Source organism: Streptomyces sp. NPDC024017, assembly GCF_040638895.1.
GTDB lineage: Bacteria > Actinomycetota > Actinomycetes > Streptomycetales > Streptomycetaceae > Streptomyces.
Map to the genome: position 1 here is coordinate 33,712 of NZ_JBEZYZ010000010.1, position 23,462 is coordinate 57,173.

Consider the following 23,462-nt stretch of genomic DNA (forward strand, 5'->3'; position numbering starts at 1 on the left):
TACTGACTCATGCTGCTTCCGTCCGGTCCGCCGCCATCCCCGCCGCGTCCAGCAGCGCGGTACCGACGATCAGATCCGCCCCGCCGAACTCCGGGTCGTCGAGCTCGGTCCCGTCGTCCACGGCGAACAGCAGCTTCTGCTCGCCCTGGCGATAAGCCGTACCGACCGGCGGGCTGGCGGCGTGCACCGCCAGCAGGGCCACCAGATACGGCAGCTCGGGGTCCTGCCGCCGGGCCTGTGCCAGCAGCCCCGACAACCGGCGCGGCGCGTCCGCCGGCAGGTCGAGCAGTTCCTGCGCCGCCGCCATCTGCTCCTCGCTGAACCGGCTGTCGTCCGGCGTGGCGATCAGGTCGGGCTCCGGCATCTCCGCCCCCAAGTGCTCCCGCTCCACCGGCGGCGTGAGCAGTATGTCGACCAGGTCCCCGACCCGGACGGACACCGGCGTGCGCAGCCCGGTGCCGCGGCCGAAGAAGGCGTCGGTGACGCGGACGGCCTGCTCCAGCGGCAGCGGCAGCACGGGCGAGACGAGATGCCCGTACAGGTCAATGCCCGATGTGGTCATCGGTGTGGCGAAGGCCTGCCGGTCCTGCTCGGCGCGGAACAGCGGTCCGGCCTCCAGCAGCCGGGACTGCAACTGCGTGTGCCGGCGGATGCAGTCCTTGACGATGTCGACGAGCTCGGCGGCGCGGCGCTTGTGCTCGGGCTCCTCGGTCTCGTCCCGCGCCTTGCGGATGTTGGTGAGGATCGCGTTCTCGTGGCGGTAGCGGTCGGCGACGTGCTCCAGCGCCTCGGCGATCATGTCGGGCACGGTGCTGAGCCAGTCCACCGCGCGCACGTTGCGCCGGGTCGCGTCCAGGGCGCGGCGCAGCGTCTCCGAGTACTGCACGGTGCGGTAGCGGGCCTGTTCGGCCGCGAGCTGGGCGTCGGCGAGCCGGCCGCGGCTGATCAGCACCTCCAGCTTGACCTCGGCGGCGATCTGCGCGCTGGTGACGTCCGTGTCGAGGGCCCCGACGAGGACGTTGACCGCCTCGTCCGTCGTGCGGAGGTAGACCGTGCCGCCGGGGCCGGGGACCTCCTCGATCAGCTTGAAGTCGTAGTCGCGGCGCACATAGGTGCCGTCCGCCCCGAAGGTTCCATACACGGCGCGGAAGCCGCGGTCGACGCTGCCGACGTTGATCAGGTTCTCCAGGACCCAACGGGCCACCCGCTCGTGCTCGGCGGCGGGCCGCTGCGCGGCCTGGGCGGCGATGCGCGGGATGAGCCGGGCGACGATCTGGTCGTGATCCGCGCCGGTGTCGAAGTCCATGTTCAGGGTGACCAGGTCGATGGCCGCGAGGGCGACCTCCGCCATGCCGTACACCGAGTACTCGCCGGCCAGGTTGGCCTTGCGCGCGTCCAGGTCGTGCAGCGGCGCGGTGCAGGCGAGCGCGCGCAGGCGCCGCGCCAGGCCCTCGTCGGCGGCCGGCCCCGGCGCGGGGCGCGGCCCCGCGCTGAGCTGGGGCGGAACGCTGTCCGTCGATGCAGGCGAAGTCACGGTGCACAGACTAGGTCCTGGGTCTGACAACGACCCAAACGACGCGGTACGCCCCCTGAGCCGACGGCCTCAGCCGTCCTCGCCGACCCGCCGCCGGTACACCTCGACGACCCGCTCCAGCGAGTCGTCGAGGTAGCCGGCGAGCAGACGCTCGGCCGTCCCGCGATTCCCCGCCTGAAGAGCCTCCAGAATCGCGACATTTCGCGCGATGTACGGCTCGTGCAGCCGCTGCGGCTCGTCCACCACGTGGAACGCCAGCCGCAGTTCGGCGAAGACGCTTCGCATCAGCTCGGCGGTGCGCTCGCTCGCGGCGAGAGCGACCAGCTCCCGGTGGAAGTGGATGTTGGCCGTACCCACGCCCTTCCAGTCGCCCTCCCGGGCCGCGGTCCGCCCCTCCTCGACCGCTCCGGCGAGCCCGTCCAGGCCGTACGGCGGCTCACCGAGACCGCGGACCACGGCGCACTCGACGAGCCGCCGGGTGCGGTAGATGTCCTCGACGTCCTCCACGGTCAGGACCCGGACGAAGACACCCCGGTTCAGCTCGTGGACGAGCAGACGCTCGTGCGTGAGCAGCCGGAACGCCTCGCGCAGCGTGTTGCGCGAGACCCCGAGCGCGCCGCCGATGCTGTCCTCCGACAGGCGGGTCCCGGGCGGGAAGTAGCCCTCGGCGATCCGGCTCCTGAGGATGTCCGAGACCCGTTCCGCGGTGCTGGTCCGCCCCAGGAGAGCCCGGTCGTCGGCGAGGTCCTTCAGCTGCTCTGCCATGCCGGAATTCAATCGCAGATCCCAAGAACGAACCAACATGGGTATTGAGGGATCGTTGAACAATCCCCTACGGTGCTACGCACGACGTCGCTCCCCCACCGCGGCGCCGACTGCTTCCGCACGGCACGGCTCACCCCGAAGCACCCTCCGTCCTCCCTCTGTGAGGTGCCCATGAGCACGACCCCTCCACCGCAGGCCCTGACCGACGACACACGCCCCGCGAGCGCCGAACGCACCTCGGACGACGGGGCGCTCGGCTGGCTGCGCGCCCTGGGCCCGCGCGGCCGCCGCGCCTTCGCCGGTGCCTTCGGCGGCTATGCCCTGGACTCGTACGACTACTTCACGCTGCCGCTGAGCATGGTCGCGCTGTCCGCGTACTTCGGCCTGAACAACGGCCAGACCGGCCTGTTCACCACGGTCACGCTGGTCGTCTCCGCGGTCGGCGGCGCCCTCGCGGGCGTCCTGGCGGACCGCGTCGGCCGGGTGAAGGCGCTGATGGTCACAGTGATCACCTACGCGGTGTTCACCGTCGCCTGCGGCTTCGCGCCCAACTACGAGACCCTGCTGGTCTTCCGCGCCCTCCAGGGCCTGGGTTTCGGCGGCGAGTGGGCGGTCGGCGCGATCCTGGTCGCCGAGTACGCCAGCGCCAAGCACCGGGGGCGCACGCTGGGCGCGATCCAGAGCTCCTGGGCCGTGGGCTGGGGCATGGCCGTGATCGCCTACACCGTCATCTTCTCGGTGGCCGGCGACGACCTGGCCTGGCGCATCATGTTCTGGACCGGGGCGCTGCCCGCTCTGCTCGTCATCTGGCTGCGGCGCAGTGTGCACGACGCCCCCGAAGCGGCCGCCGCGCGTGAACAGAGCGCGGAGAAGGGCTCGTTCACGGCGATCTTCAAGCCCGGCCTGCTGCGCGTCACGATCTTCGCCGGACTGCTGTCGACCGGTGTCCAGGGCGGTTACTACACGCTGGCCACCTGGGTGCCGACGTATCTGAAGTCCGAGCGCGACCTGTCGGTCGTCGGCACCGGCGGCTATCTGACGTTCCTCATATCGGGCGCCTTCATCGGCTACCTGACCGGCGGCTACCTGACCGACAAGCTGGGCCGGCGGCGCAACATCTGGCTCTTCGCCCTCCTGTCCGCGCTCTGCATCCTGGCGTACGCGAACATCCCGAGCGGCGCCAACACCCTGCTCCTGGTGCTCGGTTTCCCGCTCGGGTTCTGCATGTCGGCGATCTTCAGCGGCTTCGGGTCCTACCTGAGCGAGCTGTACCCGACGGCGGTGCGCGGGACGGGGCAGGGCTTCACGTACAACACCGGCCGCGCGGTGGGTGCCGTGTTCCCGACGACGGTCGGGTTCCTGGCCGACAGCTGGGGCGTCGGCGGCGCGCTGGTCTTCGGCGCGATCGGGTACGGCATCGCGGCGCTGGCGCTGCTGGGTCTGCCGGAGACGCGCGGGAAGGAGCTCGCGTGAACCGCACGAGCACCGAGGACCGCCCCTTGCTCGTTCTCGACGAGCACGCGCACGCGTGGCGCCCCAAAACGGCCCGGGCCCGCTTCCGGGAGGGCCTGACGGGCCCCACGGCCGGGGTCGCGGCGGGCCACACCCAGGTCAACCTGATCTCGGTGCCCGCCGACTGGGCCTACGACATGCTGCTGTTCTGCCAGCGCAATCCCAAGCCCTGCCCGGTCCTCGACGTCACGGACGCCGGCTCCTGGACGACCGTGCTGGCCGACGGCGCGGACCTGCGCACCGACCTGCCGCGCTACCGGGTGTGGCGGGACGGCGAGCTGGTGGACGAGCCGACGGACGTGCGCGCGTACTGGCGCGACGACCTGGTGTCGTTCCTGATCGGGTGCAGCTTCACCTTCGAGTGGGCGCTGGGCGAGGCAGGCGTGCCGATCCGCCACGTCGAGCAGGGCCGCAACGTCCCGATGTACGTGACGAGCCGCCAGTGCCGTCCGGCGGGGCGGCTGCACGGTCCGCTGGTGGTGTCCATGCGGCCGGTGCCGCCCCGGCATCTGGCGGCGGCGATCCGGGAGAGCAGTCTGCTGCCGGCGGTGCACGGCAGCCCCGTGCACTGCGGCGATCCCTCGGGGCTCGGCATCGACGACCTCGGCCGCCCCGATTTCGGGGACCCGGTGGACGCCGAACCGGACGACATCCCGGTCTTCTGGGCCTGCGGAGTGACCCCGCAGGCGGCCGTGATGGCCTCGCGTCCACCGTTCGCCCTCACGCACGCCCCGGGACAGATGTTCCTCACCGACGCCCGCGACGAGCAGTACCGCGTGGCCTGACAGGAGACACGGCACATGACCTCGATCGACCTGAACGCCGACCTCGGCGAGGGCTTCGGCCGCTGGCGGCTCACCGACGACGAACAGCTGCTGTCCGTCGTCACCAGCGCCAACGTGGCGTGCGGCTTCCACGCCGGGGACGCGGTCACCATGCGCAGGGTGTGCGAGCTGGCGGCCGCGCGCGGGGTCCGGATCGGCGCCCAGGTGTCCTACCGGGACCTGGCCGGGTTCGGGCGGCGCGCGATGGACGTGCCGCCCGCCGAGCTGGCGGCCGAAGTCGCCTACCAGATCGGCGCCCTCGAGGTCTTCGCGCGGGCGGCCGGCGCCCGCGTGGCCTACGTCAAACCGCACGGCGCGCTCTACAACCGGGTCGTGCACGACGAGGAGCAGGCCGCCGCGGTCGTCGACGGCGTGCTCCTCGCGGACGCCACGCTGCCCGTGCTCGGGCTGCCCGGCTCGCGCCTGCTGGAGCTGGCCGGGAAGGCCGGACTGCCGGTCGTCACGGAGGCGTTCGCGGACCGGGCGTACACCGATGCGGGCACCCTGGTGCCGCGCACGCTGGAGGGCGCCGTGGTCACCGACCCGGACGCCGTCGTGGAGCGCTCCCTGGGGATGGCCCGATCCGGCGAGGTCGTCTCCCGCTCGGGCAAGCGCGTCGAGGTGCGCGCGCGTTCCCTGTGCCTGCACGGCGACACCCCGGGCGCGGTGGAGCTGGCGCGCCGGGTGCGCGAGCGCCTGGAGGCCTCAGGGGTCCGGGTGGAGGCCTTCGCATGAGGGTGCTGCCCGTCGGCGAGGACGCCCTGCTCGTCCAGGTCTCCTCGGACGACGAGGCCCAAGCCCTGCACGCGGAGTTGCTGCGGCGTCGCGCGGAGGGCTCGCTCTCGGCCCGCGAGATCGTGCCCGCGGCCCGCACGGTCCTCCTCGACGGCCTCGACGCCCCCGCCCGGCTGGCCGCCGAACTGACCGCCGCACACCTTCCGTCCGCTCCCCCACGCGCGCGTGAGGTCGTGGAGATCCCGGTGCGCTACGACGGTCCGGACCTGGCCGACGTCGCCGCCCGGTGGGGCGTGCCGGAGGAGGAGGTGGCCCGCATCCACGGCGGCACCGAGTTCCGGGTCGCCTTCTGCGGCTTCGCCCCCGGCTTCGGCTACCTCACCGGGCTGCCGCCGCGCTACGACGTCCCGCGCCGGGACACTCCGCGTACGGCCGTCCCGGCGGGGTCGGTCGCCCTGGCGGGCCCGTACACGGGCGTGTACCCGCGCTCGTCGCCGGGCGGCTGGCAGCTGATCGGCACGACGGACGCCGTGCTGTGGGACCACGCGCGCGTGCCGGCCGCTCTGCTGTCGCCGGGCACACGGGTGCGGTTCGTCCCCGAGGCGGGGTCATGACGGACCGTGCGCTCGCCGTCGTCCGGGCCGGGGCCCTCACCACCGTGCAGGATTCCGGCCGCCCCGGCCACGCTCATCTCGGCGTCCCCCGCTCCGGGGCGCTGGACCGGCCCGCCGCGGATCTCGTCAACCGGCTCGTCGGGAATCCGCCCGAGGCGGCCGTGCTGGAGACGACCCTCAACGGCTGTGCCGTACGGACCCGTTCGACCGTCACGGTGGCGGTGGCGGGTGCGCCCTGCCGGGTCACGGTGGACGGACGGCCCGTCGCCTGGGGCGCGCCGGTGCGGGTGCCCGCGGGGGCGCTGCTGGACGTGGGACCCGCGGTGTCGGGCGTACGCGCCTATGTGGGGTTCGCCGGGGGCATCGCGGTCGAGCCGGTGCTCGGCAGCCGGTCGACGGACCTGCTGTCGGGGCTCGGCCCGCCCCCGCTCGCGGACGGCACGGTGCTGCCCCTGGGCCGGCCGGCCGGCGTGCACGCGCACGTGGATCTCGCCCCGCAGCCGGCGCCACCGGCCGAGCTGGTGCTGCGGGTGACCCTCGGCCCGCGCGACGGCTGGTTCACGCCGGAGGCCGTACGCGGCTTCGTCTCCCGCGCCTACCGGGTGTCCTCGGCGAGCAACCGCATCGGACTGCGCACCGAGGGGCCGGCCCTGGAGCGGGCCCGGCCGGGCGAACTCCCCAGCGAGGGCATGGTGCTGGGCGCCGTGCAGGTTCCGCCGGACGGCAGGCCGGTGGTGTTCCTGGCCGACCACCCGACCACCGGGGGCTACCCGGTGATCGCCGTGGTCCGCGCCGCCGACCTCCCGGCCGCCGCCCAGGCGGTTCCCGGCACGCCGGTCCGCTTCGTGGCCGTCCGCCGCCGTTAGGACCTGCGCGACAGGCCCGTCAGGCGGCGTCCGCCTGCTCCGCCACCGACAGGGCGGCGAGGGCGGCGGACACCGCGGCCGAGGCCCTCAGGTCGAGCCGGGAGCTCGTGCCCCGGGCGCGGTGCCGGAGCTCCTCGGCGGCCAGGGTCAGAAGCTGAGGCAGCAGGTCGGTGCACCGGCGCGCCACCCACCCCGTGCCGGCTGTGGCCAGCCACCGCAGGCTCGCCGACTTCGTCGGGAGGGGGAAGCCGGGCTCGGGCGAGGGCGCGGGCCCCGTCGCGAGGCCGTGCTGCGCGAGCAGCGTGTGGAAGCGCAGGGCGAGTTGCCGGTGCCCGCGCTCTCCGGGGTGCAGCCGGTCCGCGCTCCACAGGGCACGGTCGGTGACCCAGTTGCCCTCGCACGCGTGCAGGTGCAGCGCCTCGTACCGCTCGGACAGGGCGTGCACCACCGCGTTCACGGCCCGTTGCCGCCGGGCCAGCGGGCCGGCGAGGGCCCCCGGCAGGCCGAGCATCGTGCCCGGGTCGGGCAGACACGCGGTGAGCAGGACCGCGCCCTGCTCGCTGCAGGCCGCGTACACCTGGTCGAGCCGGGCGGCCACGGCCCGGATGTCGAAGGTGCAGCGCAGGGTGTCGTTGACGCCGACGACGACGGACACGAGGTCGGGCCGCAGGTCCAGCGCGGCGGGCAGCTGCCGCTCCAGCACGTCCCGGGTCTGCGACCCGCTCACCGCGAGGTTGGTGAAGGCGGCCGGCTCCTCGGCGAGCCCGTCCGCGAGCAGCGCGGCCCAGCCGCGCCACACCCCGTCACCGACGGGATCCCCCACGCCCTCGGTGAGCGAGTCACCGAGGGCCACGAACCTCGGTGACCCCTCGAACTTCGGGAGCCCCTCGAACTTCGGCGGCCCCTCGTACTTCGGGGGCCTCATGCCACGCCTCCGGGCACGAACGGCCGGACGGGGACAGCCGCGTCGTGCGCGGCGAGAAACGCGTCGACCGCCGCGTCCCAGCCGAAGCACTCCGCACGCGCGCGTGCCGCCTCGCGCCGGTCCGCCTCCTGGCGTTCCAGCAGCAGGTCCACGGCGTCCGCGAAGGCCTCCCCGTGGTCCGCCGCGACGGCCCCGGCGGAGCCGATCACCTCCGACAGCGCGGACGACGCGCTCGCCACCACGGGCGTGCCGCAGGCCATGGCCTCCAGCGCGGCGAGCCCGAAGGTCTCGGCCGGCCCCGGTGCCAGGGCCACGTCGGCGGAGGCCTGGAGCGCGCCGAGCAGCCCGCGGTCGGAGACATGCCCGAGGAAGGTGACCGGCAGGCCGCTCTCGCGCGCCCGCTGTGCGAGCCGGGCGCGCAGCGGACCGTCCCCGGCCACCACCAGCACGGCCCGGCGCCCGCGCCGCCGCAGCGCCTCCAGGGCGTCCAGCGCCGTGCCGGGCCGCTTCTCCACGGACAGCCGCGAGCACATCACGAGCAGCGTCTCGTCCCCGCGCGCGTGCCCGGCCCGTACCTCCGGGTCGCGCAGGGCGGGGTGGCGCTGCACCAGATCGACGCCGAGCGGGGCCCGGACGACGTTGCGGGCCCCGATCCGCACGAACTCCCGCTCGGCGAACTCGGTGGTGCACACCACGCGCGCGTAGGTGTGGGCCGTACGGACGTTGAGGGCGTCCGCGGCGCGCCGGGCGGCTCCCTCGGGCACACCCCAGGTGCGCAGCACCCCGTCGGCCGTCTCGTGGGAGACCATCACGGCGGGGACCCGGGCCCGCCGTGCCCACTTGCCGGTCCACCTCAGGGTCGTCCGGTCGGACACCTCCAGCCGGTCCGGCGCGAGCTCCTCCAGGAGCCCGGCCACCCGCCGCTTGTCGGCGAGGACGCGGTAGCCGCCGGTGCCGGGCAGCAGCGGCCCGGGGAGGGTGATCACCCGCCCCTGCTCGGTCTCGCGGTCGCTCATGCGCTCGCCGGGGACCACCAGGACGGGTTCGTGTCCCGCCGCCGTGAAGCCCTTTCCGAGCTCGCGCAGCGCGGTGCGCAGTCCGCCGGACGAGGGCGCGACGAAGTTGGCGAGCCGGACGATCCGCAGCGCATGGCGGCTGCTGCCCGCGCGCGGGCCCCTCATGCCGCCACCGCCGTCCGGCGCCCGGCGAGCACCTTCGCGTAGTGCCCGATCAGCTGGTCGCCGACGGCCGCCCAGGTGCGCCCCTCGACCGTGGCGCGTCCCGCGGCGCCGAAGGCGGCCCGCAGCCCGGGATCGGCTGCCAACGACCGCACCGCTTCCCGCACGGCGGTCGCGTCGCGCGGCGGCACGAGCAGCCCGGTGTGCCCGTGGGCGACCAGGTCCAGCGGTCCGCCCGCGGCGGGCGCCACCACCGGCAGGCCGCTGGCCATGGCCTCCTGGACCGTCTGGCAGAAGGTCTCGAAGGGGCCCGTGTGCACGAAGGCATCCAGTGAGGCGAAGATCCGCGCGAGGTCGTCACCGGTGCGCCGGCCGAGGAAGACGGCGCCGGGCAGCGCCTGCTCCAGGCCGGGCCGGCTGGGCCCGTCGCCGACGATCACGACCCGGACGCCCTCCAGGCCGCAGGCACCGGCGAGGAGTTCGACCTGCTTCTCGGGGGCGAGCCGGCCGACGTAGCCGACGATCAGCTCGCCGTTCGGGGCGAGTTCGCGGCGCAGGGCCTCGTCGCGCCGGTCGGGCCGGAAGCGCTCGGTGTCCACGCCGCGCGGCCACAGCTCGACCCGGGGCACACCGTGGGTCTCCAGGTCGTGCAGGGCCGCGCTGGACGGGGCGAGGGTGAGGTCGGCGGCGCCGTGTACGGAGCGGATGCGCCGCCAGGCGGCGGCCTCTCCGGCGCCCATGTACGTACGGGCGTATCCCGCCAGGTCGGTCTGGTAGACGGCGACGGCGGGGATGCCGAGGCGGGCGGCGGCGGCCATGCCGCGCACGCCGAGGACGAAGGGGCTGGCGAGGTGGACCACATCGGCACGCTGCGCGATGAGGGTGGCGGCCAGGCGGCGGCTGGGGAGGGCGACGCGGACCTGGGGGTAGCCGGGGAGCGGGAGGGAGGGGATGTGGACGACGGGGCACGGCGCATGGGCGTCGGGCTTGTTCCCGGGCGCGGGGGCCGGGGCGACGACGACGGGGGCGTGACCGCGATCGACGAGGTGCCGGGCGGTCTGGAGCGCGCAGTGGGCCACGCCGTTCACGTCGGGGGGAAAGGATTCGGTCACGATGACGACACGCATACCCGTGTTGTCGCCGTGCCGGACGTGGCCGCGTCAACGTGGATCTTTCCGGGCGAGGAACGTCCTATGAGCGTTCTGAGGCGCACCCGCGCAGGTCAGGCGGTGTCCATGCCCTCCTGACCCGCGAGTCACCCCATGTTCACCCGGGAGGCGCGAATCCGCCCCGGCATCCCTTCGGAGAGGGGGGTCACACGGCGGTCTCCTCGGGACCGATCCGGCTGCGTACGGCCGTCTGCACCTCGGCCTCCTCGGCCGGGTCGGCGGCGAGCCGGCGCAGTCGCTCGACGACGCGGGCGTCTCCGGTCTCGGCGTGCCGGGCGGCGATCTCCCGGGTGGTCTCCTCGCAGTCCCACAGGCACTCGACGGCGAAGCCGGTGGCGAAGGAGGGATCGGTGGCGGCGAGGGCCCGGGCGGCCCGGCCGCGCAGATGGGAGGAGGCGGTCTCACGGTAGACGTGGCGGAGTACGGGTGCGGCGCAGGCGATGCCGAGCCGTCCGGTGCCGTCCACGAGGGTCCACAGGGTCTGCGCGTCGGGGCCTTCGCCCCGTACGGCCTCCCGTAGCGCCGCGAGGACCAGGTCGCGGTCGTGCGCCCCGCCCCGGCAGGCGAGGACGCGTCCGGCGGCCGCGCCCAGCGCGTCCGGCCGCCGGGCCCAGCCGCGCGCCCGGTCCACGGCGGCGAGCGAGCGCATCCGTTCGAAGGCGTCGACGGCCGCGTCCACGACGAGCGTCGAGCCGGTGGCCACGGCGCCCTCGATCAGCTCGAGGGTTTCGGGATCGTTGCCGTCGGCGAGGTACCTGAGGGCCGTGCACCGGGCCCCGTCGGTGCCGTCCTTCGCCGCCCGGACGATCTCGGCCCGGTCCTCGGGTCCCGCCACGGCGGTGAGGCAGCGGGCGGCCGGCACATGGAGGGCGGCACCCCGCTCGATGCCCTGCTGGGCCCATTCGAAGACGGCCTGCACGCTCCACCCCGGGCGGGGGCCGGAGGGCCGCATCTGCCGCTGCCAGCGGTCGAAACAGCCCGTCTCGTGGGCGGCACGCACGCGTGTGGCGACGGATTCGCGCGGATCCTCGGCCCACAGGCGCCACGGCCGGGGCTCGAAGGCGTCCCGGACGGTGGCGGCCAGTTCGGCTTCGCCCTCCGGATCGGTGGGGAACCGGGCGAGGACGGGCGCGGCGAGGGCGCGCAGGCCCGCGTCGTCGTCCCTGAGGGCCAGTTCGTCGAGGGCCCAGGCCCAGTTGGAGCCGTGGGCGGCGTACCTGCGCAGCAGTTCGAGCGCGTCCCGCCTGCCGTAGGAGGCGAGGTGCCCGAGGACGGCGAGGGCGAGCCCGGTGCGTGACTCGTCGCTGTCGAGGACGTCCTCGGCGCAGAAGAGATGGGCCTCGATCTCGTCCAGCTCGCCGTTGAGGTCGAGGTAGAGGCGGGCGTAGTAGAGGGAGCGGTTCTCCACCTGCCAGTCGTGGCGGGGATCGCGCAGCACACAGTGGTTCAACGCCGCCAGCGCCTCGGGGCGCGGGGCGGTGAGCGCGTGCAACGTGCCGTCGCCGCGGCCCCGCTGGAGCAGGCCGAGCAGCGTACCGCTGGGCGCTATGACCGGATCGAACATGGGAAACAGCCTCACATCAAGCGTCGACGCAACCGGGGACGTGTACTACCTGGCCGCGCGACAACACGTCGGAGTGCCCGCCGTTTCCTGCTTGCTGTAGACCATCTTCCTCTGCCTCTCGTCGGTGGCCCTTGCGGACCGCGTCACGGTCCGCGCGGTGCGGCAACACTTGCCCAGCCATCACGTCCGTGAACCACGTCGTCATGATGACTCGGCACTCTCGTCTGCCGCGACCGAAATTTCGGCGGCCCTGTACCGCCTCCCCCGTTTTTAGTGTCTTTGCTGGTCAGACCTGTCGGTTCAGTGCTCGCCGAACAGTTCGAGCAATTCCGTCCGGCCGAACATCCTTGCGGTGTCGACCGCCGAGGGCGTGCCGGCGGACGGGTCGGCGCCGCCCTCCAGGAGGGCCTTGATGACGTCCGTCTCCCCCTTGAAGACCGCTCCGGCGAGCGGAGTCTGGCCTCGGTCGTTGACCCGGTCGGCCTCGGCACCGCGGTCGAGCAGCGCACGCACCGCCTCGGAGTGGCCGTGATAGGCGGCGAGCATCACGAGCGAGTCGCCGCGGTCGTTGGTGAGGTTGGCCGGAACACCCGCGTCGACATAGGCCACGAGCGCCTCCGTCTGTCCCCGCCGGGCCAGATCGAAGATCTTGGTCGCCAGCTCCACGACCTCGGGGTCGGGGACTTCGGTCATCGGACGGACCGCCTCTCCACTACGCGTCGATTCGGTGCGTACGCCTGCGAAGGGCGCAGCCGTACGAGTGAATCGCCAGGGTACTGGCTCGCGCGGCACATGACCCGATGTGCCCGAGGTAAAGATCAGCACAGACCCGGACAAGCGCAACAGCCCGGCTCCACCGGGCCCGGGGCCACTCCGCCACTCGGGGGAAATCGTCCGAATTTCACCCAGTTGCACCTTTTATCGTATGGATACATCCTGTGAGCCTGGAAGTACTCATGGTGACTGTCCCCGCGAACCAGGAGAACTCAAATGATCCTCTCCATCTCAGGCGTGGTCCTGCTCGGCATCGTCGTCTTCATCTTCTTCCGCAAGGACGGACTGAAGGCGTCGCATGCCGTGGTCGCCATGCTGTTCGGCTTCTATCTGGCCAGTACGGCCATCGCCCCGAGCATCAAGGCGGGCGGGGAGAGCCTGGCGAGCCTCCTCGGCGGAATCAAGTTCTGACGCCCCCGTCCCCCGTACGCATCCCGCCCGTACGCACTCACTGGAGGCAGTAGTGGCCCGGCGCCCCCTCCCCCGCATTCTGAGCAACGGCAGCGCGCAGCTCGCCCGGAGCCGGGAGCTGGCCCGGACGGCCGCCGACAGCGCCACCGACGTCCTCCACCCGCTGATCACGATCACGCGGGGTCTGCGCCGGCTGGCAGCGGCCGGGCGGCGCAGATGGGCCGAGACCCCCAAGGAGCGACGGGGGGCGCTGCTGTTCCTGGTGGCCTCCGTGATCCTGGTCGTGGCCCTGATGCCGTACGGACCGCTGCTCGCCGCCATCACCCTGATGGCGGCGGCGGCCTGGCAGGGCCGGGACCGCTCCCCGGCGGCATCCGACGGGCCCGACGAGTCGCAGAGCGAGCGGCTGAAGTCGCTGTACGAGGCGCTCGTGCCGTACTTCTCCGCAGCCGAGGACCCCGAGCCGCTGTACTCCCACGGCGGCGCGTGGGACAAGGCCTTCCCCACCTACGCGTTCGACGGCGGCGGCCGCATCTCGCAGCTGGTGGTCCGCTACCCGGCGTACTTCACCGACGGCGAGGCCGAGGCCCGCGCCCGGATCGAGCACCTCCTCGCGGCCAAGTCGGGCCGGGGCCGCGAATACCACTTCACGTGGGACGAGGAGGGCAACCAGTTGACGCTCGGCGTACTCCTGCCGCTGCCCGTCGACATCGCCGCCCAGCGTTTCGTCACCACCCCCGGCGAGACGGTGCTCGGCTTCACCGACCCCACCCGGGTCCAGCGCACCCTCCCCCTCACCTGCGGGGAGCGGCAGCGGGACGTACCGCCGGTCGTCTGGCGCACGGGCCTGCGCTCCACCGAGCCGCACCTGCTGGCTCTCGGCCAGCCGGGCAGCGGCACCTCCACCCTGCTGCGGTCCATCGCCCTGCAGGCCCTGCTCCACGGCGACGTGGTGATCGTCGACGGCGGTGGCACCGGCGAGTACGCCTGCCTGACCGGCCGGGACGGCGTCCTGGCCGTGGAGGCCGGGCTCGCCGGGGTCACGGCCAGCCTGGAGTGGGCCGCGACCGAGACGGAGCGCCGCCTCATCGCCGCCAACCGGGCCCACCAGGCGGGCCATCCGCCGCCCGACGACACCAAGCGCCCGCTGTGGATCCTCCTCGACCGCCCGACCGCGTTCACCCACCTGGCCGCGGCGGACGGCCGCAAGGACCCGCAGTCCCTCCTCCAGGTCCCGCTCCGGCACGGCCGCCCGGCGAACGTGACGGTGGTCGTGGCCGACCAGCTGGACAGCATGGACGCCCTCAGCGATCCGGTGCGCCGGCACACCCGCGCCCGCGTGGTGCTGGGCCCGGCGACGGCGGACCAGCTCGAGTCGGTCCTGGGCGCACCCCCGCACACCACTCCGATCGACGAGCTCCCACCGGGCCGGGGCTACGCCCGCCTGGGCTCGGGCCCGGTCCACCGCCTCCAGGTCCCGGCCACGCCGAACCCCTACGACGACGCGACGCCCGACGCCCTCTGCGAGGCGGTCCTGGACCTTCTTCCGCCGCGCACGACCCCGGCGGACGGGGAGACGATCCCGGAGCAGGACCAGCCGGAAGGCGAGCCGGAGGCGCTACCGGTGGAGGAGGAACGGGAGCAGCAAGCGGAGCCGGTACCGGAAACGCCGGAACAGCCGGAAGCAGCGCCCGTCCTGACCAAGGAGCCCGTGCCGAACCCGGTGCCGGTCCTGACCAAGGAGACGTAACCGCGGGGCTGTGGCTGCTGGGGCGCACGGCCCCCGCAGCCACACCCCAGCCGGGCCTAGGCCACAAACGTACGCGGCGCCTCCGCACTCCCCACCGCACCGCTCTCCACGAGCCCCGCCGCCGCGGCCAACCGCACAGCCGCCTCCTCGGCCACCGCCCCGCCCACGGTGAACGGCAAGCGCACATACCCCTCGAACGCCCCGTCCACCCCGAACCGCGGCCCGGATGGCACCCGCACTCCGACGCGCTCCCCTACCTCGGCCAGCCGCGACCCGGACAGGCCCCCGGTGCGCACCCAGAGCGTCAGCCCGCCCTGCGGCACCTCGAACTCCCAGCCGGGCAGCTCCCGCCGCACCGCGGTCACCAGCTCGTCCCGGTTCGCCCGCGCCTGCCCCCGCCGCACCTCCACGGCCTGCTCCCAGCCCCCGGTGCCGAACAGCCAGTTGACGGCCAGTTGCTCCAGCACCGGCGTACCGAGATCGGCATACGCGCGGGCAGCGACCAGACTGCGGATCACGTCCGGCGCGGCCCGCACCCACCCGATCCGCATCCCGGCCCAGAACGCCTTGCTCGCCGACCCCACCGTGATCACCGTGGACCCGGCCGGGTCGAACGCGCACACCTGCCGCGGCATGCGCACCTCCGGATCGAGCCAGAGCTCGCTCATCGTCTCGTCGGCGATCAGGACGGTCCCCGCGGACCGCGCCGCGTCCACCAGCCGCCGCCGCTGGTCCTCGTCGGCGAGCGCCCCGGTCGGGTTGTGGAAGTCGGCGACGACGTACGCGATCCGCGGCGCCGCGTCCCGCAGGACCTGCCGCCAGCGGTCCATGTCCCACCCGGTGAGCCCCTCGGCCATGGCGACGGGCACCAGCCGGGCCCCGGCCTCCCGCATCAGCTGAAGGATGTTGGCGTACGAGGGCGACTCGACGGCGATGCGCTCGCCCCGCCCGGCGAACAGATGGCAGATGGCGTCGATCGCGCCCATCGCCCCGGTCGTCACCATGATCTGCTCGGGCATGGTCGGGATCCCGCGCGCGGTGTAGCGCTCGGCGATCATCGCCCGCAGCGCGGGCAGCCCGGCGGGATAGTCGCCGTGCGTGTGCGCGTAGGGCGGCAGTTCCTCCAGGGCGCCCTGGACGGCCCGGGTGAGCCAGGGCTCGGGAGCGGGGAGCGCGGCGCAGCCGAGGTCGATCATCGAGCCGAGTGCCTCCGGCGGCAGGGGTTCCAGCCCGCGCGCGGGCAGTGGGTTCCCGGCCGGGACGGCGGTCCAGCTGCCGGCACCGCGCCGGGACTCCAGGAACCCCTCGCTGCGCAGCGCCTCGTATGCGGCGGCGACCGTCGTACGGCTGACGGACAGGGAGAGGGCGAGTTCGCGTTCGGCGGGCAGCCGGGCGGCCACCGGGACCCGCCCTTCGAGCACCAGCAGGCGGATGCCGTCGGCGAGCGCGCGGTAGGCCGGCGGCCGGCGCGTGCCGGGCCCCGCCGGACGGTCCTGCTGGGAGTTGAGGAGCCGGGCGAGTTGCGCCGCGCCCACGGCCGAGGTCCACTCCGCCATCGAAATCAGTCCACCTTCCCCGGATTGGCCATGGATGGCCTCTCCATCCAAGCCACAGGGTGTCATGAAGCAGTCCACTACCACCACAGGGGGGCACATCATGTCCACGCGGGGGCGTCTCACCCGGCGGCTCGTCCAGCTCTACGCGGGTCTCGCGCTGTACGGGGCGAGTTCGGCGCTGCTCGTCCGGTCGGGGCTGGGGCTGGAGCCGTGGAACGTGCTGCACCAGGGTCTCGCCGAGCGGACCGGTCTGTCGATCGGTGTCGTGCTGACCCTGGTGGGCGCCGCGGTGCTGCTCGCGTGGATCCCGCTGCGTCAGCGGCCGGGCCTGGGCACGATCTCCAACGTGCTGGTCATCGGCATGGCGATGGACGCGACGCTGGCCCTGGTTCCCGACGCGCACGGCCCGGCGCCGCGCATCACGCTGATGGTGGCGGGGATCGTCCTGAACGGCGCGGCGACCGGCCTGTACATCGCGGCCCGCTTCGGGCCGGGCCCGCGCGACGGCCTCATGACGGGACTGCACCAGCTCACGGGCGTCTCGATCCGCCTGGTGCGCACGGGCATCGAGCTCGCGGTCGTGGCGACCGGCTTCGCCCTGGGCGGCACCGTCGGGATCGGCACCCTGCTGTACGCCCTGGCGATCGGTCCCCTCGCCCAGGTGTTCCTGCGCGTGTTCGCCGTGCCGCCGGCATCCGGTGGCAGCACGACCGTTGCCACGAGTCAACCCCGAGGGGCGATACTGCGTCCGTGACCCCGCGGATACGCCATCCCTACCTCGACCATCCCGGCCCGATCGCCTTCGCCCACCGGGGCGGGGCCGCCGATGGCCTGGAGAACACCGTGCGGCAGTTCCGGTGTGCCGTCGAGGCCGGCTACCGGTACATCGAGACCGACGTCCACACCACCCGGGACGGCAAACTCGTCGCCTTTCACGACGCGACCCTGGACCGGGTGACGGACGGCGCGGGCCGGATCGCCGACCTGCCGTGGCAGGAGGTACGGCACGCGCGCGTGGCGGGCCGGGAACCGCTGCCCCTCTTCGAGGAACTTCTGGAGACCTTCCCCGACGTGCGGTGGAACGTGGACGTCAAGGCGGAGGCGGCCCTGCTGCCCTTCCTCGACCTGGTCGGGCGGACGGACTCCTGGGACCGGATCTGCCTCGGCTCGTTCTCCGAGGCGCGTGTGGTGCGCGCCCAGCGGCTGGCCGGCCCCCGCCTGGCCACGTCGTACGGCACGCGGGGCGTGCTCAACCTGCGGCTGCGCTCCTGGGGGCTGCCGGCCGCGGTGCGCCGCTCGGCGGTGGCCGCTCAGGTCCCCGAGATCCAGTCCGGCATCCAGGTCGTGGACCCGCGCTTCGTGCACGCCGCCCACGCGCGCGGGCTCCAGGTGCACGTGTGGACGGTCAATGACGCCGAGAGCATGCACCGGCTCCTCGACCTGGGCGTGGATGGCATCATGACCGATCACATCGACACGTTGCGCAAGGTCATGGAGGACCGCGGCGTCTGGGTCTGAGACCCCGGGCCCGTCCCCTCTGCGCGTTCACGGGGAAGCGAGGGCACGGGTGGGCAACGACACCGTGCGGATTCCGCCGGCCGACGGGGCGGCGGGGCTCAGACGCGAACAGCGCGGCTGGTACTTCTACGACTGGGCCTGCTCCGTCTACTCGACGAGCGTGCTCACGGTGTTCCTGGGCCCCTATCTGACCTCGGTCGCCAAGTCGGCGGCCGATGCCGACGGGTACGTCCACCCCCTCGGCATCCCGGTGCGCGCCGGGGCCTTCTTCGCGTACTCGGTGTCCCTGTCGGTGATCGTGGCCGTGCTGGTGATGCCCCTGGTGGGCGCCGCCGCCGACCGCACCGGCCGCAAGAAGCCCCTCCTCGCGGCGGCCGCCTACACCGGGGCCACGGCCACGACGGCCATGTTCTTCCTGGACGGTGACCGCTACCTGCTGGGCGGGGCCCTCCTGGTTGTCGCGAACGCCGCGCAGTCCGTGGCGATGATGCTCTACAACTCCTACCTGCCGCAGATCGCTCCGCCCGAGCAGCGGGACGCGGTCTCCTCCCGGGGCTGGGCCTTCGGCTACGCGGCGGGCTCGCTGGTCCTCGTCGCGAACCTGGTGCTCTACACCGGGCACGACAGCTTCGGTCTCTCCGAGAGCACGGCGGTCCGCATCTGCCTGGCGTCGGCCGGCCTGTGGTGGGGCGCGTTCGCCCTCATCCCGCTGCGGCGGCTGCGCGATCGCAGGACCGCCGGACGGGAGACGGCCCTCCCGGGCTTCCGGCAGCTCGCGGCGACCGTCCGCGACATGCGCCGCCACCCGCTGACGCTCGCCTTCCTCCTCGCGTACCTCGTCTACAACGACGGCATCCAGACGGTGATCTCCCAGGCCTCGGTCTACGGCTCCGAGGAACTCGGTCTCGAGCAGTCCACCCTCATCGGCGCCGTGCTGCTGGTGCAGGTGCTGGCGGTGGCCGGCGCGCTGACCATGGGCCGGCTGGCCCGGGTGTACGGGGCCAAGCGCACGATCCTCGGCTCGCTGGTCGCGTGGACGGTGACGCTGGCGGCCGGGTACTTCCTGCCGGCCGGGGCGCCGGTGTGGTTCTTCGTCCTGGCCGCCGGGATCGGCCTGGTCCTCGGCGGCAGCCAGGCGCTGTCCCGGTCCCTGTTCTCCCATCTGGTCCCGCCGGGCAAGGAGGCCGAATACTTCTCGGCGTACGAGATCAGCGACCGCGGCATGAGCTGGCTCGGGCCGCTGCTGTTCGGGGTCACCTACCAGCTGACCGGGAGCTACCGGGACGCGATCATCTCGCTGGTGGTCTTCTTCGTTCTCGGGTTCGCCCTGCTCGCACGGGTCCCGGTGCGGCGTGCGATCGGCGAAGCGGGGAATCCGGTTCCTGACAGGATTTAGCACTCAGAGCGAAAGGGCTGTAGTGTACGCGTTTGGCCTGCCAGGCGTACCGTTACTGCGCGTCAAAGATGCCGAAACGCTGGGTTATATCTGCTATCAGATGTGACAAACCGGGCGCTGGTGGGTACAACAAGGGCGGCTACGACGGCGACGCATGACCCGGAACGGGACTCGGAACGGGAATCTTTACCGCCGACCGGACGTTGACCGGATGACGACGACAGCGACACCTGTCCTGTGGGCGACAAGCCCGGGAGGCACGATTCATGAGTGAGCGAGCTCTTCGCGGCACGCGCCTCGTGGTGACCAGCTACGAGACGGACCGCGGTATCGACCTGGCCCCGCGCCAGGCCGTGGAGTACGCATGCGAGAAGGGGCACCGCTTCGAGATGCCCTTCTCGGTCGAGGCGGAGATCCCGCCGGAGTGGGAGTGCAAGGTCTGTGGGGCCCAGGCACTCCTCGTCGACGGCGATGTCCCTGAAGAGAAAAAGGGCAAGCCCGCGCGTACGCATTGGGACATGCTGATGGAGCGGCGCACCCGTGAGGAACTCGAAGAGGTCCTCGAGGAGCGCCTGGCGGTTCTGCGCTCCGGTGCGATGAACATTGCTGTTCATCCCCGCGACAGCCGCAAGTCGGCATAGTCCCGCAAGGGCCTGGCCGAAGTAACAGCGCATCACAAAGACCGGGGGCGCCGTACGAGAGTACGGCGCCCCCGGTCTTTCTGCGTGTCCGGTGCCCGGGTGCGGGTGCCCGGAACGGCTCAGTGCGTGAGCGGCGGGCGGGGCGGCTGCGGGGCGTCCCCCGGCTCGTCCCTGATGACCTCGCCCTGGACGACCTTGCCGTCGGGCTGGTGCATACGGGCCTGCTGGAAGGCACCCCCCAGGGTCCCCGGGCGGGCCTCCCGGAGCTTGCGCTCGAAGGTGCGCTCCGCCGAGCGGCTCACGACCTTCTGGACCGGCGGCAGCAGCAGGAGCAGGCCCACCGCGTCCGAGACCAGGCCGGGGATCATCAGGAGCAGACCGCCCAGCATCATCAGGCCGTTGCCCTCGCTGTCGGGCCGGGCCGCCTCGGGCATCACACCGCTCTGCTGCTGTTGCAGCGCCTCGGAGAGCTTGCGGAAGGCCCGCCGGCCGGCCCGCTTGATGACGACCGACCCGAGGACGAGACCCGCCAGCAGGACGAGGAGGACCACCAGCCCGCTGGTCGCCCCCGCGACCAGCGTGAGCAGCCAGATCTCCAGCACGAGCCACGCGGCGAAACCCAGCGGCAGGAACGTACGCAGCCGGGAGCGCCGGGGCCGGGCAGGGGACACGGGAGTCTGTGCGCCAGTCGTCATGCCTCCAGTGTGCCTGGCCCCGGCTCAGCACGGGATAAGGCCACCATCAGCTGTTTCTGTGAGCGGCCGCCTCGACGGCGGCGCGCGCCTACGGCTTCGAGGGCTTGCCGCCGCGCCCCATGACCTTGCCGACCCGCTCCCCCACGCCCCACGCCGTGACGCGCCACAGCGCCTCGACGAGGATGTCGCGGCTCATCTTGGAGTCGCCGAGTTCGCGCTCGACGAACGTGATGGGCACCTCGACCACGTGGTAGCCGGCCTTGACCGCGCGGCGGGCGAGATCGACCTGGAAGCAGTACCCCTGGGAGGCGACCTCGTCGAGGCCGAGGCCCTTCAGGGTCTCGCTGCGGAAGGCACGGTAGCCGCCGGTGATGTCGCGCAGCGGCAGATCGAGCGCCAGCCGGGAGTAGAGGCTGCCGCCCCGGGAGATCACCTCGCGGGACTTCGGCCAGTTCACCACCCGGCCGCCCGGCACCCAGCGCGAGCCCAGCACCAGGTCGGCGCTCTTCAGGGCGGTGAGCAGACGGGGCAGTTCCTCGGGCTGGTGGGAGCCGTCGGCGTCCATCTCGATCAGCACGCCGTAGTCGTGCTCCATGCCCCAGTGGAAGCCCGCGAGGTAGGCGGCGCCCAGGCCTTCCTTGCCCTTGCGGTGCAGCACGTGGACATGGTCGTCCTCGACGGCCAGCTCGTCGGCCAGCTTGCCCGTGCCGTCCGGGCTGTTGTCGTCGGCCACGAGTACGTGCGCCTCGGGGACGGCCTTGCGTACCCGGCCGACGATGCTCTTGATGTTCTCCGCCTCGTTGTAGGTCGGAATGATCACCAAGGCCATGCCGAGCGGGCCGAACTTCCTCACCTGGGCTTCTGCCGCGAGGGTTCCGTCGCCGTCGTTCACTACTGCCCCTTCATGTCCATACGCAGAGGTCCACCATAGTGGGCCCGGCCTGCGATGACGTGACAGGACGTTCGAATCGTGGTGTCCGATCCGCAAGACCCGGGCAAGAGCGGGCCTCCGGGTGCGCGCGTACGGCGGATGGGGGCCCGGCGCCCTTCGGGCCGACCTGGGATCCGCTGGCTGCGGATCGACCGAAAGCCGTTGTCTACTGAGCGCGCGGGCCCCACCCGGGTCACACCTCCCCGACCGTCCGGAACGTTCCCTCGGCGCTGCGCCGGCCTGAGCCTGGCTCCCAGTGGCGGTGCCCCGGTGCGGCACACCGTCCCTGACCCGGCGGCGCCGCGGCGAGTGCTCGGACGTTCCCCGGTCGGGCGTCCGGTGGTGGACTCGGCCGAACCTACCGGCCTCCTGCGGCCGCCTGTCAACAGCCGTTCGACCTGCGCATCTCGCGGCAATGCCCTGGTCAGGGCCGAGGATGCGCAGGTCGCGCGCCGGGGGCGCGGCGCACGACTTCATGCGCGCCACCCCCGTAGATCACTCGCCCGGCCGTACGAAGACCGTGCGTCCGCCCACCACGGTGCGCAGACAGACGGGCAGGTCGCGGCCGGGAGTGAGGTCGGGCAGACCCGGGGTGCCGGAGCGGGGATCCGTCGACCAGCGGGCGACGCGGTCGTCCGGGGCCTGGACGACGAGTTCGCCGGTGCGCCAGAGGGCGTAGTCGGCGGGGGCGCCCGGGACCAGAACGCCCGCGTCGTCCCGTCCGACGGCCCGCCAGCCGCCCCGCGTGTGCGCCGTGAACGCGGCGCGCACCGAGACACGGTGCTCCGGTGTGCGGTGGAAGGCGGCGGCCCGGACGGTGCCCCACGGGTCGAGCGGGGTGACCGGGCTGTCGGAGCCGAAGGCGAGCGGGACACCGGCCCGCAACAGGGCCGCGAAGGGGTTCAGGCCGCGGGCCCGCTCCGCGCCCAGGCGCTGCGCGTACATGCCCTCCTCGCCGCCCCACAGGGCGTCGAAGGCGGGCTGCACCGAGGCGGTGAGGCCGAGTTCGGCGAAGGCGGCGACGCATTCCGGGGTGAGCATCTCGGCGTGCTCGACGCGGTGCCGGGCGGCCCGGATCCGGTCGAGCCCGAGCTTCTCGGCGGCGGCTCGCACACCCTCCACCACGGCGTCCACGGCGGCGTCGCCGATGGCGTGGAAACCGGCTTGCAGACCCGCCTCGGTGCAGGCCACGACGTGTGCCGCGACCGCGGCGGCATCCAGGTAGGCGATGCCGGTGTGTCCGGCGTCGGCGTACGGCTGGTGCAGACAGGCCGTGTGCGAGCCCAGGGCGCCGTCGACGAACAGGTCCCCCGCGGCGCCGATCGCGCCCAGCTCCCGCGCCTTGGCGACGTCCTGCTCGGCCCAGTAGCCGACGACCCGCGGCCCGGGCTCCTCCCCCGCGAGGCGCAGCAGGCCGGTGAAGTCGTCCTCGGAGGAGATCTCCGGCCCGGCGCACTCGTGGAGCGTGCCGATCCCGAGCGAGACGGCGTGCGCGAGCGCGGCACGCTGGGCGTCGGTGCGCTGCTGCGGCGTGACGGCGGCGAACGCGGCGGCGCGCACGGCGTGATGGGCGTCGGCGGTGAGCGGTCCGTCCGCACGGGTGACATCGGGGACCAGGTCGAGCAGGGCCGTGCTGACGACCGCCGAGTGGACGTCGATCCTGCTGAGGTACAGGGGCCGGTGCCCGGTGGCCTCGTCGAGCTCGGCCCGCGTCGGGGGCCGGCCTCCGGGCCAGCGGGCGGCGTCCCAGCCGTGCCCGAGCAGGACGCGGTCGCCCGGACGCGCGGCGGCGAAGTCCCGTACGAGGGCGAGGGCGGCTTCGAGGGAGGGGGCACCGGACAGATCGAGGCCGGTGAGGGCGAGCCCCGTGGCAGTGGTGTGCACATGCGCGTCCGTGAACGCCGGAGTCACCAACGCTCCATCAAGATCGACCACCTCGTCGACCCCGTCCGCGAAGGCGTCGGCGGCCCCCTCGGACCCCACCCAGGCGATCTGTCCCCGCTCCACGACCATCGCGGTGGCGAAGGGGTCGGCGGGGCTGTGGACCTCTCCACGGCGGAGAAGAACGGTCTTGGGCGGGGCGGTGGACTCACTCATGGAGCAC

22 protein-coding genes are annotated in these 23,462 nt (G+C 73.2%); 11 read left to right on the forward strand and 11 right to left on the reverse strand.

Features of this window, described 5'->3' with window-relative positions; genetic code table 11:
* Nucleotides 1-7 precede the first annotated feature (7 nt).
* Nucleotides 8-1,534 carry a hypothetical protein gene (locus AB0G20_RS26215; RefSeq protein ID WP_361306588.1) on the reverse strand — a complete coding sequence of 509 codons (1,527 nt, stop codon included), beginning with the start codon at nucleotides 1,532-1,534 and terminating at the stop codon, nucleotides 8-10.
* A 69-nt stretch (nucleotides 1,535-1,603) separates the two neighbouring features.
* The gene (locus AB0G20_RS26220; protein WP_361306590.1) at nucleotides 1,604-2,299 is read right to left on the reverse strand and encodes a GntR family transcriptional regulator; all 696 of its coding nucleotides are present in this window, start codon (nucleotides 2,297-2,299) and stop codon (nucleotides 1,604-1,606) included.
* Nucleotides 2,300-2,470: 171 nt separating this feature from the next.
* On the opposite strand from AB0G20_RS26220, the gene AB0G20_RS26225 reads away from it, so the two are divergent.
* Genes AB0G20_RS26225 through AB0G20_RS26245 form a run of 5 tightly spaced genes read left to right on the forward strand, consistent with a single transcriptional unit; the run spans nucleotide 2,471 to nucleotide 6,850 of the window.
* Complete coding sequence (locus tag AB0G20_RS26225) at nucleotides 2,471-3,772, forward strand: MFS transporter (RefSeq protein WP_361306592.1); 1,302 nt, start codon at nucleotides 2,471-2,473, stop codon at nucleotides 3,770-3,772.
* On the forward strand, nucleotides 3,769-4,596 hold the full coding sequence (locus AB0G20_RS26230) for a putative hydro-lyase (RefSeq protein WP_361306594.1): 828 nt from the start codon (nucleotides 3,769-3,771) through the stop codon (nucleotides 4,594-4,596). The genes AB0G20_RS26225 and AB0G20_RS26230 overlap by 4 nt, the downstream gene beginning before the upstream one ends.
* A gap of 15 nt (nucleotides 4,597-4,611) precedes the next feature.
* The gene (locus tag AB0G20_RS26235; protein WP_361306596.1) at nucleotides 4,612-5,370 is read left to right on the forward strand and encodes a 5-oxoprolinase subunit PxpA; all 759 of its coding nucleotides are present in this window, start codon (nucleotides 4,612-4,614) and stop codon (nucleotides 5,368-5,370) included.
* On the forward strand, nucleotides 5,367-5,984 hold the full coding sequence (locus tag AB0G20_RS26240) for an allophanate hydrolase subunit 1 (protein WP_361306598.1): 618 nt from the start codon (nucleotides 5,367-5,369) through the stop codon (nucleotides 5,982-5,984). The genes AB0G20_RS26235 and AB0G20_RS26240 overlap by 4 nt, the downstream gene beginning before the upstream one ends.
* Complete coding sequence (locus tag AB0G20_RS26245) at nucleotides 5,981-6,850, forward strand: biotin-dependent carboxyltransferase family protein (RefSeq protein WP_361306600.1); 870 nt, start codon at nucleotides 5,981-5,983, stop codon at nucleotides 6,848-6,850. Before AB0G20_RS26240 ends, AB0G20_RS26245 begins: the two co-directional genes overlap by 4 nt.
* Nucleotides 6,851-6,869: 19 nt before the next feature.
* Here the strand turns inward: AB0G20_RS26245 and AB0G20_RS26250 are convergent, their stop codons facing one another.
* The 5 genes from AB0G20_RS26250 to AB0G20_RS26270 all read right to left on the reverse strand — a co-directional run bounded on the left by AB0G20_RS26250 (nucleotide 6,870) and on the right by AB0G20_RS26270 (nucleotide 12,379).
* Nucleotides 6,870-7,775: an SGNH/GDSL hydrolase family protein gene (locus tag AB0G20_RS26250; RefSeq protein ID WP_361306602.1), complete on the reverse strand. Its 906-nt coding sequence runs from the start codon at nucleotides 7,773-7,775 to the stop codon at nucleotides 6,870-6,872.
* Nucleotides 7,772-8,956: a glycosyltransferase gene (locus AB0G20_RS26255; protein WP_361306604.1), complete on the reverse strand. Its 1,185-nt coding sequence runs from the start codon at nucleotides 8,954-8,956 to the stop codon at nucleotides 7,772-7,774. Before AB0G20_RS26255 ends, AB0G20_RS26250 begins: the two co-directional genes overlap by 4 nt.
* Nucleotides 8,953-10,080, reverse strand: a complete 1,128-nt coding sequence (locus tag AB0G20_RS26260) for a glycosyltransferase family 1 protein (RefSeq protein WP_361306606.1) — start codon at nucleotides 10,078-10,080, stop codon at nucleotides 8,953-8,955. Before AB0G20_RS26260 ends, AB0G20_RS26255 begins: the two co-directional genes overlap by 4 nt.
* A gap of 187 nt (nucleotides 10,081-10,267) precedes the next feature.
* On the reverse strand, nucleotides 10,268-11,686 hold the full coding sequence (locus tag AB0G20_RS26265) for a HEAT repeat domain-containing protein (RefSeq protein ID WP_361306608.1): 1,419 nt from the start codon (nucleotides 11,684-11,686) through the stop codon (nucleotides 10,268-10,270).
* A 300-nt stretch (nucleotides 11,687-11,986) separates the two neighbouring features.
* A complete protein-coding gene (locus tag AB0G20_RS26270) occupies nucleotides 11,987-12,379 on the reverse strand; it encodes an ankyrin repeat domain-containing protein (RefSeq protein WP_361306610.1) in 393 nt (130 codons plus the stop codon).
* A gap of 297 nt (nucleotides 12,380-12,676) precedes the next feature.
* Between AB0G20_RS26270 and AB0G20_RS26275 the strand changes: the two genes are divergently transcribed.
* Both AB0G20_RS26275 and AB0G20_RS26280 read left to right on the forward strand, forming a co-directional pair.
* On the forward strand, nucleotides 12,677-12,871 hold the full coding sequence (locus tag AB0G20_RS26275; protein ID WP_030843336.1) for a hypothetical protein: 195 nt from the start codon (nucleotides 12,677-12,679) through the stop codon (nucleotides 12,869-12,871).
* 52 nt (nucleotides 12,872-12,923) lie between these two features.
* Nucleotides 12,924-14,621, forward strand: coding sequence for a hypothetical protein (locus tag AB0G20_RS26280; RefSeq protein WP_361306612.1), 1,698 nt, complete (start codon nucleotides 12,924-12,926; stop codon nucleotides 14,619-14,621).
* Nucleotides 14,622-14,677: 56 nt separating this feature from the next.
* Here the strand turns inward: AB0G20_RS26280 and AB0G20_RS26285 are convergent, their stop codons facing one another.
* Nucleotides 14,678-16,177 (reverse strand): PLP-dependent aminotransferase family protein, encoded by a 1,500-nt coding sequence (locus AB0G20_RS26285; RefSeq protein WP_361306614.1) that lies wholly within the window; start codon nucleotides 16,175-16,177, stop codon nucleotides 14,678-14,680.
* 100 nt (nucleotides 16,178-16,277) lie between these two features.
* Here AB0G20_RS26285 and AB0G20_RS26290 point away from each other — a divergent pair, with 100 nt between their 5' ends.
* The 4 genes from AB0G20_RS26290 (at nucleotide 16,278) to AB0G20_RS26305 (ending at nucleotide 19,732) form a co-directional block, all read left to right on the forward strand.
* Nucleotides 16,278-16,931, forward strand: a complete 654-nt coding sequence (locus AB0G20_RS26290; RefSeq protein WP_361306868.1) for a hypothetical protein — start codon at nucleotides 16,278-16,280, stop codon at nucleotides 16,929-16,931.
* Nucleotides 16,928-17,695, forward strand: coding sequence for a glycerophosphodiester phosphodiesterase (locus tag AB0G20_RS26295; protein WP_361306616.1), 768 nt, complete (start codon nucleotides 16,928-16,930; stop codon nucleotides 17,693-17,695). Before AB0G20_RS26290 ends, AB0G20_RS26295 begins: the two co-directional genes overlap by 4 nt.
* Before the next feature lie 49 nt (nucleotides 17,696-17,744).
* Complete coding sequence (locus AB0G20_RS26300; RefSeq protein ID WP_361306618.1) at nucleotides 17,745-19,091, forward strand: MFS transporter; 1,347 nt, start codon at nucleotides 17,745-17,747, stop codon at nucleotides 19,089-19,091.
* Nucleotides 19,092-19,357: 266 nt separating this feature from the next.
* Nucleotides 19,358-19,732 (forward strand): RNA polymerase-binding protein RbpA, encoded by a 375-nt coding sequence (locus AB0G20_RS26305; RefSeq protein WP_030247095.1) that lies wholly within the window; start codon nucleotides 19,358-19,360, stop codon nucleotides 19,730-19,732.
* A gap of 119 nt (nucleotides 19,733-19,851) precedes the next feature.
* Here the strand turns inward: AB0G20_RS26305 and fxsA are convergent, their stop codons facing one another.
* The 3 genes from fxsA to AB0G20_RS26320 all read right to left on the reverse strand — a co-directional run bounded on the left by fxsA (nucleotide 19,852) and on the right by AB0G20_RS26320 (nucleotide 23,455).
* Entirely contained in the window at nucleotides 19,852-20,427 is a 576-nt protein-coding gene (fxsA, locus tag AB0G20_RS26310) for an FxsA family membrane protein (protein ID WP_361306620.1), read from the reverse strand.
* An 88-nt stretch (nucleotides 20,428-20,515) separates the two neighbouring features.
* On the reverse strand, nucleotides 20,516-21,319 hold the full coding sequence (locus AB0G20_RS26315) for a polyprenol monophosphomannose synthase (protein WP_361306622.1): 804 nt from the start codon (nucleotides 21,317-21,319) through the stop codon (nucleotides 20,516-20,518).
* Between the two features lie 534 nt (nucleotides 21,320-21,853).
* Nucleotides 21,854-23,455, reverse strand: a complete 1,602-nt coding sequence (locus tag AB0G20_RS26320; protein ID WP_361306623.1) for an amidohydrolase — start codon at nucleotides 23,453-23,455, stop codon at nucleotides 21,854-21,856.
* Nucleotides 23,456-23,462: the final 7 nt, after the last annotated feature.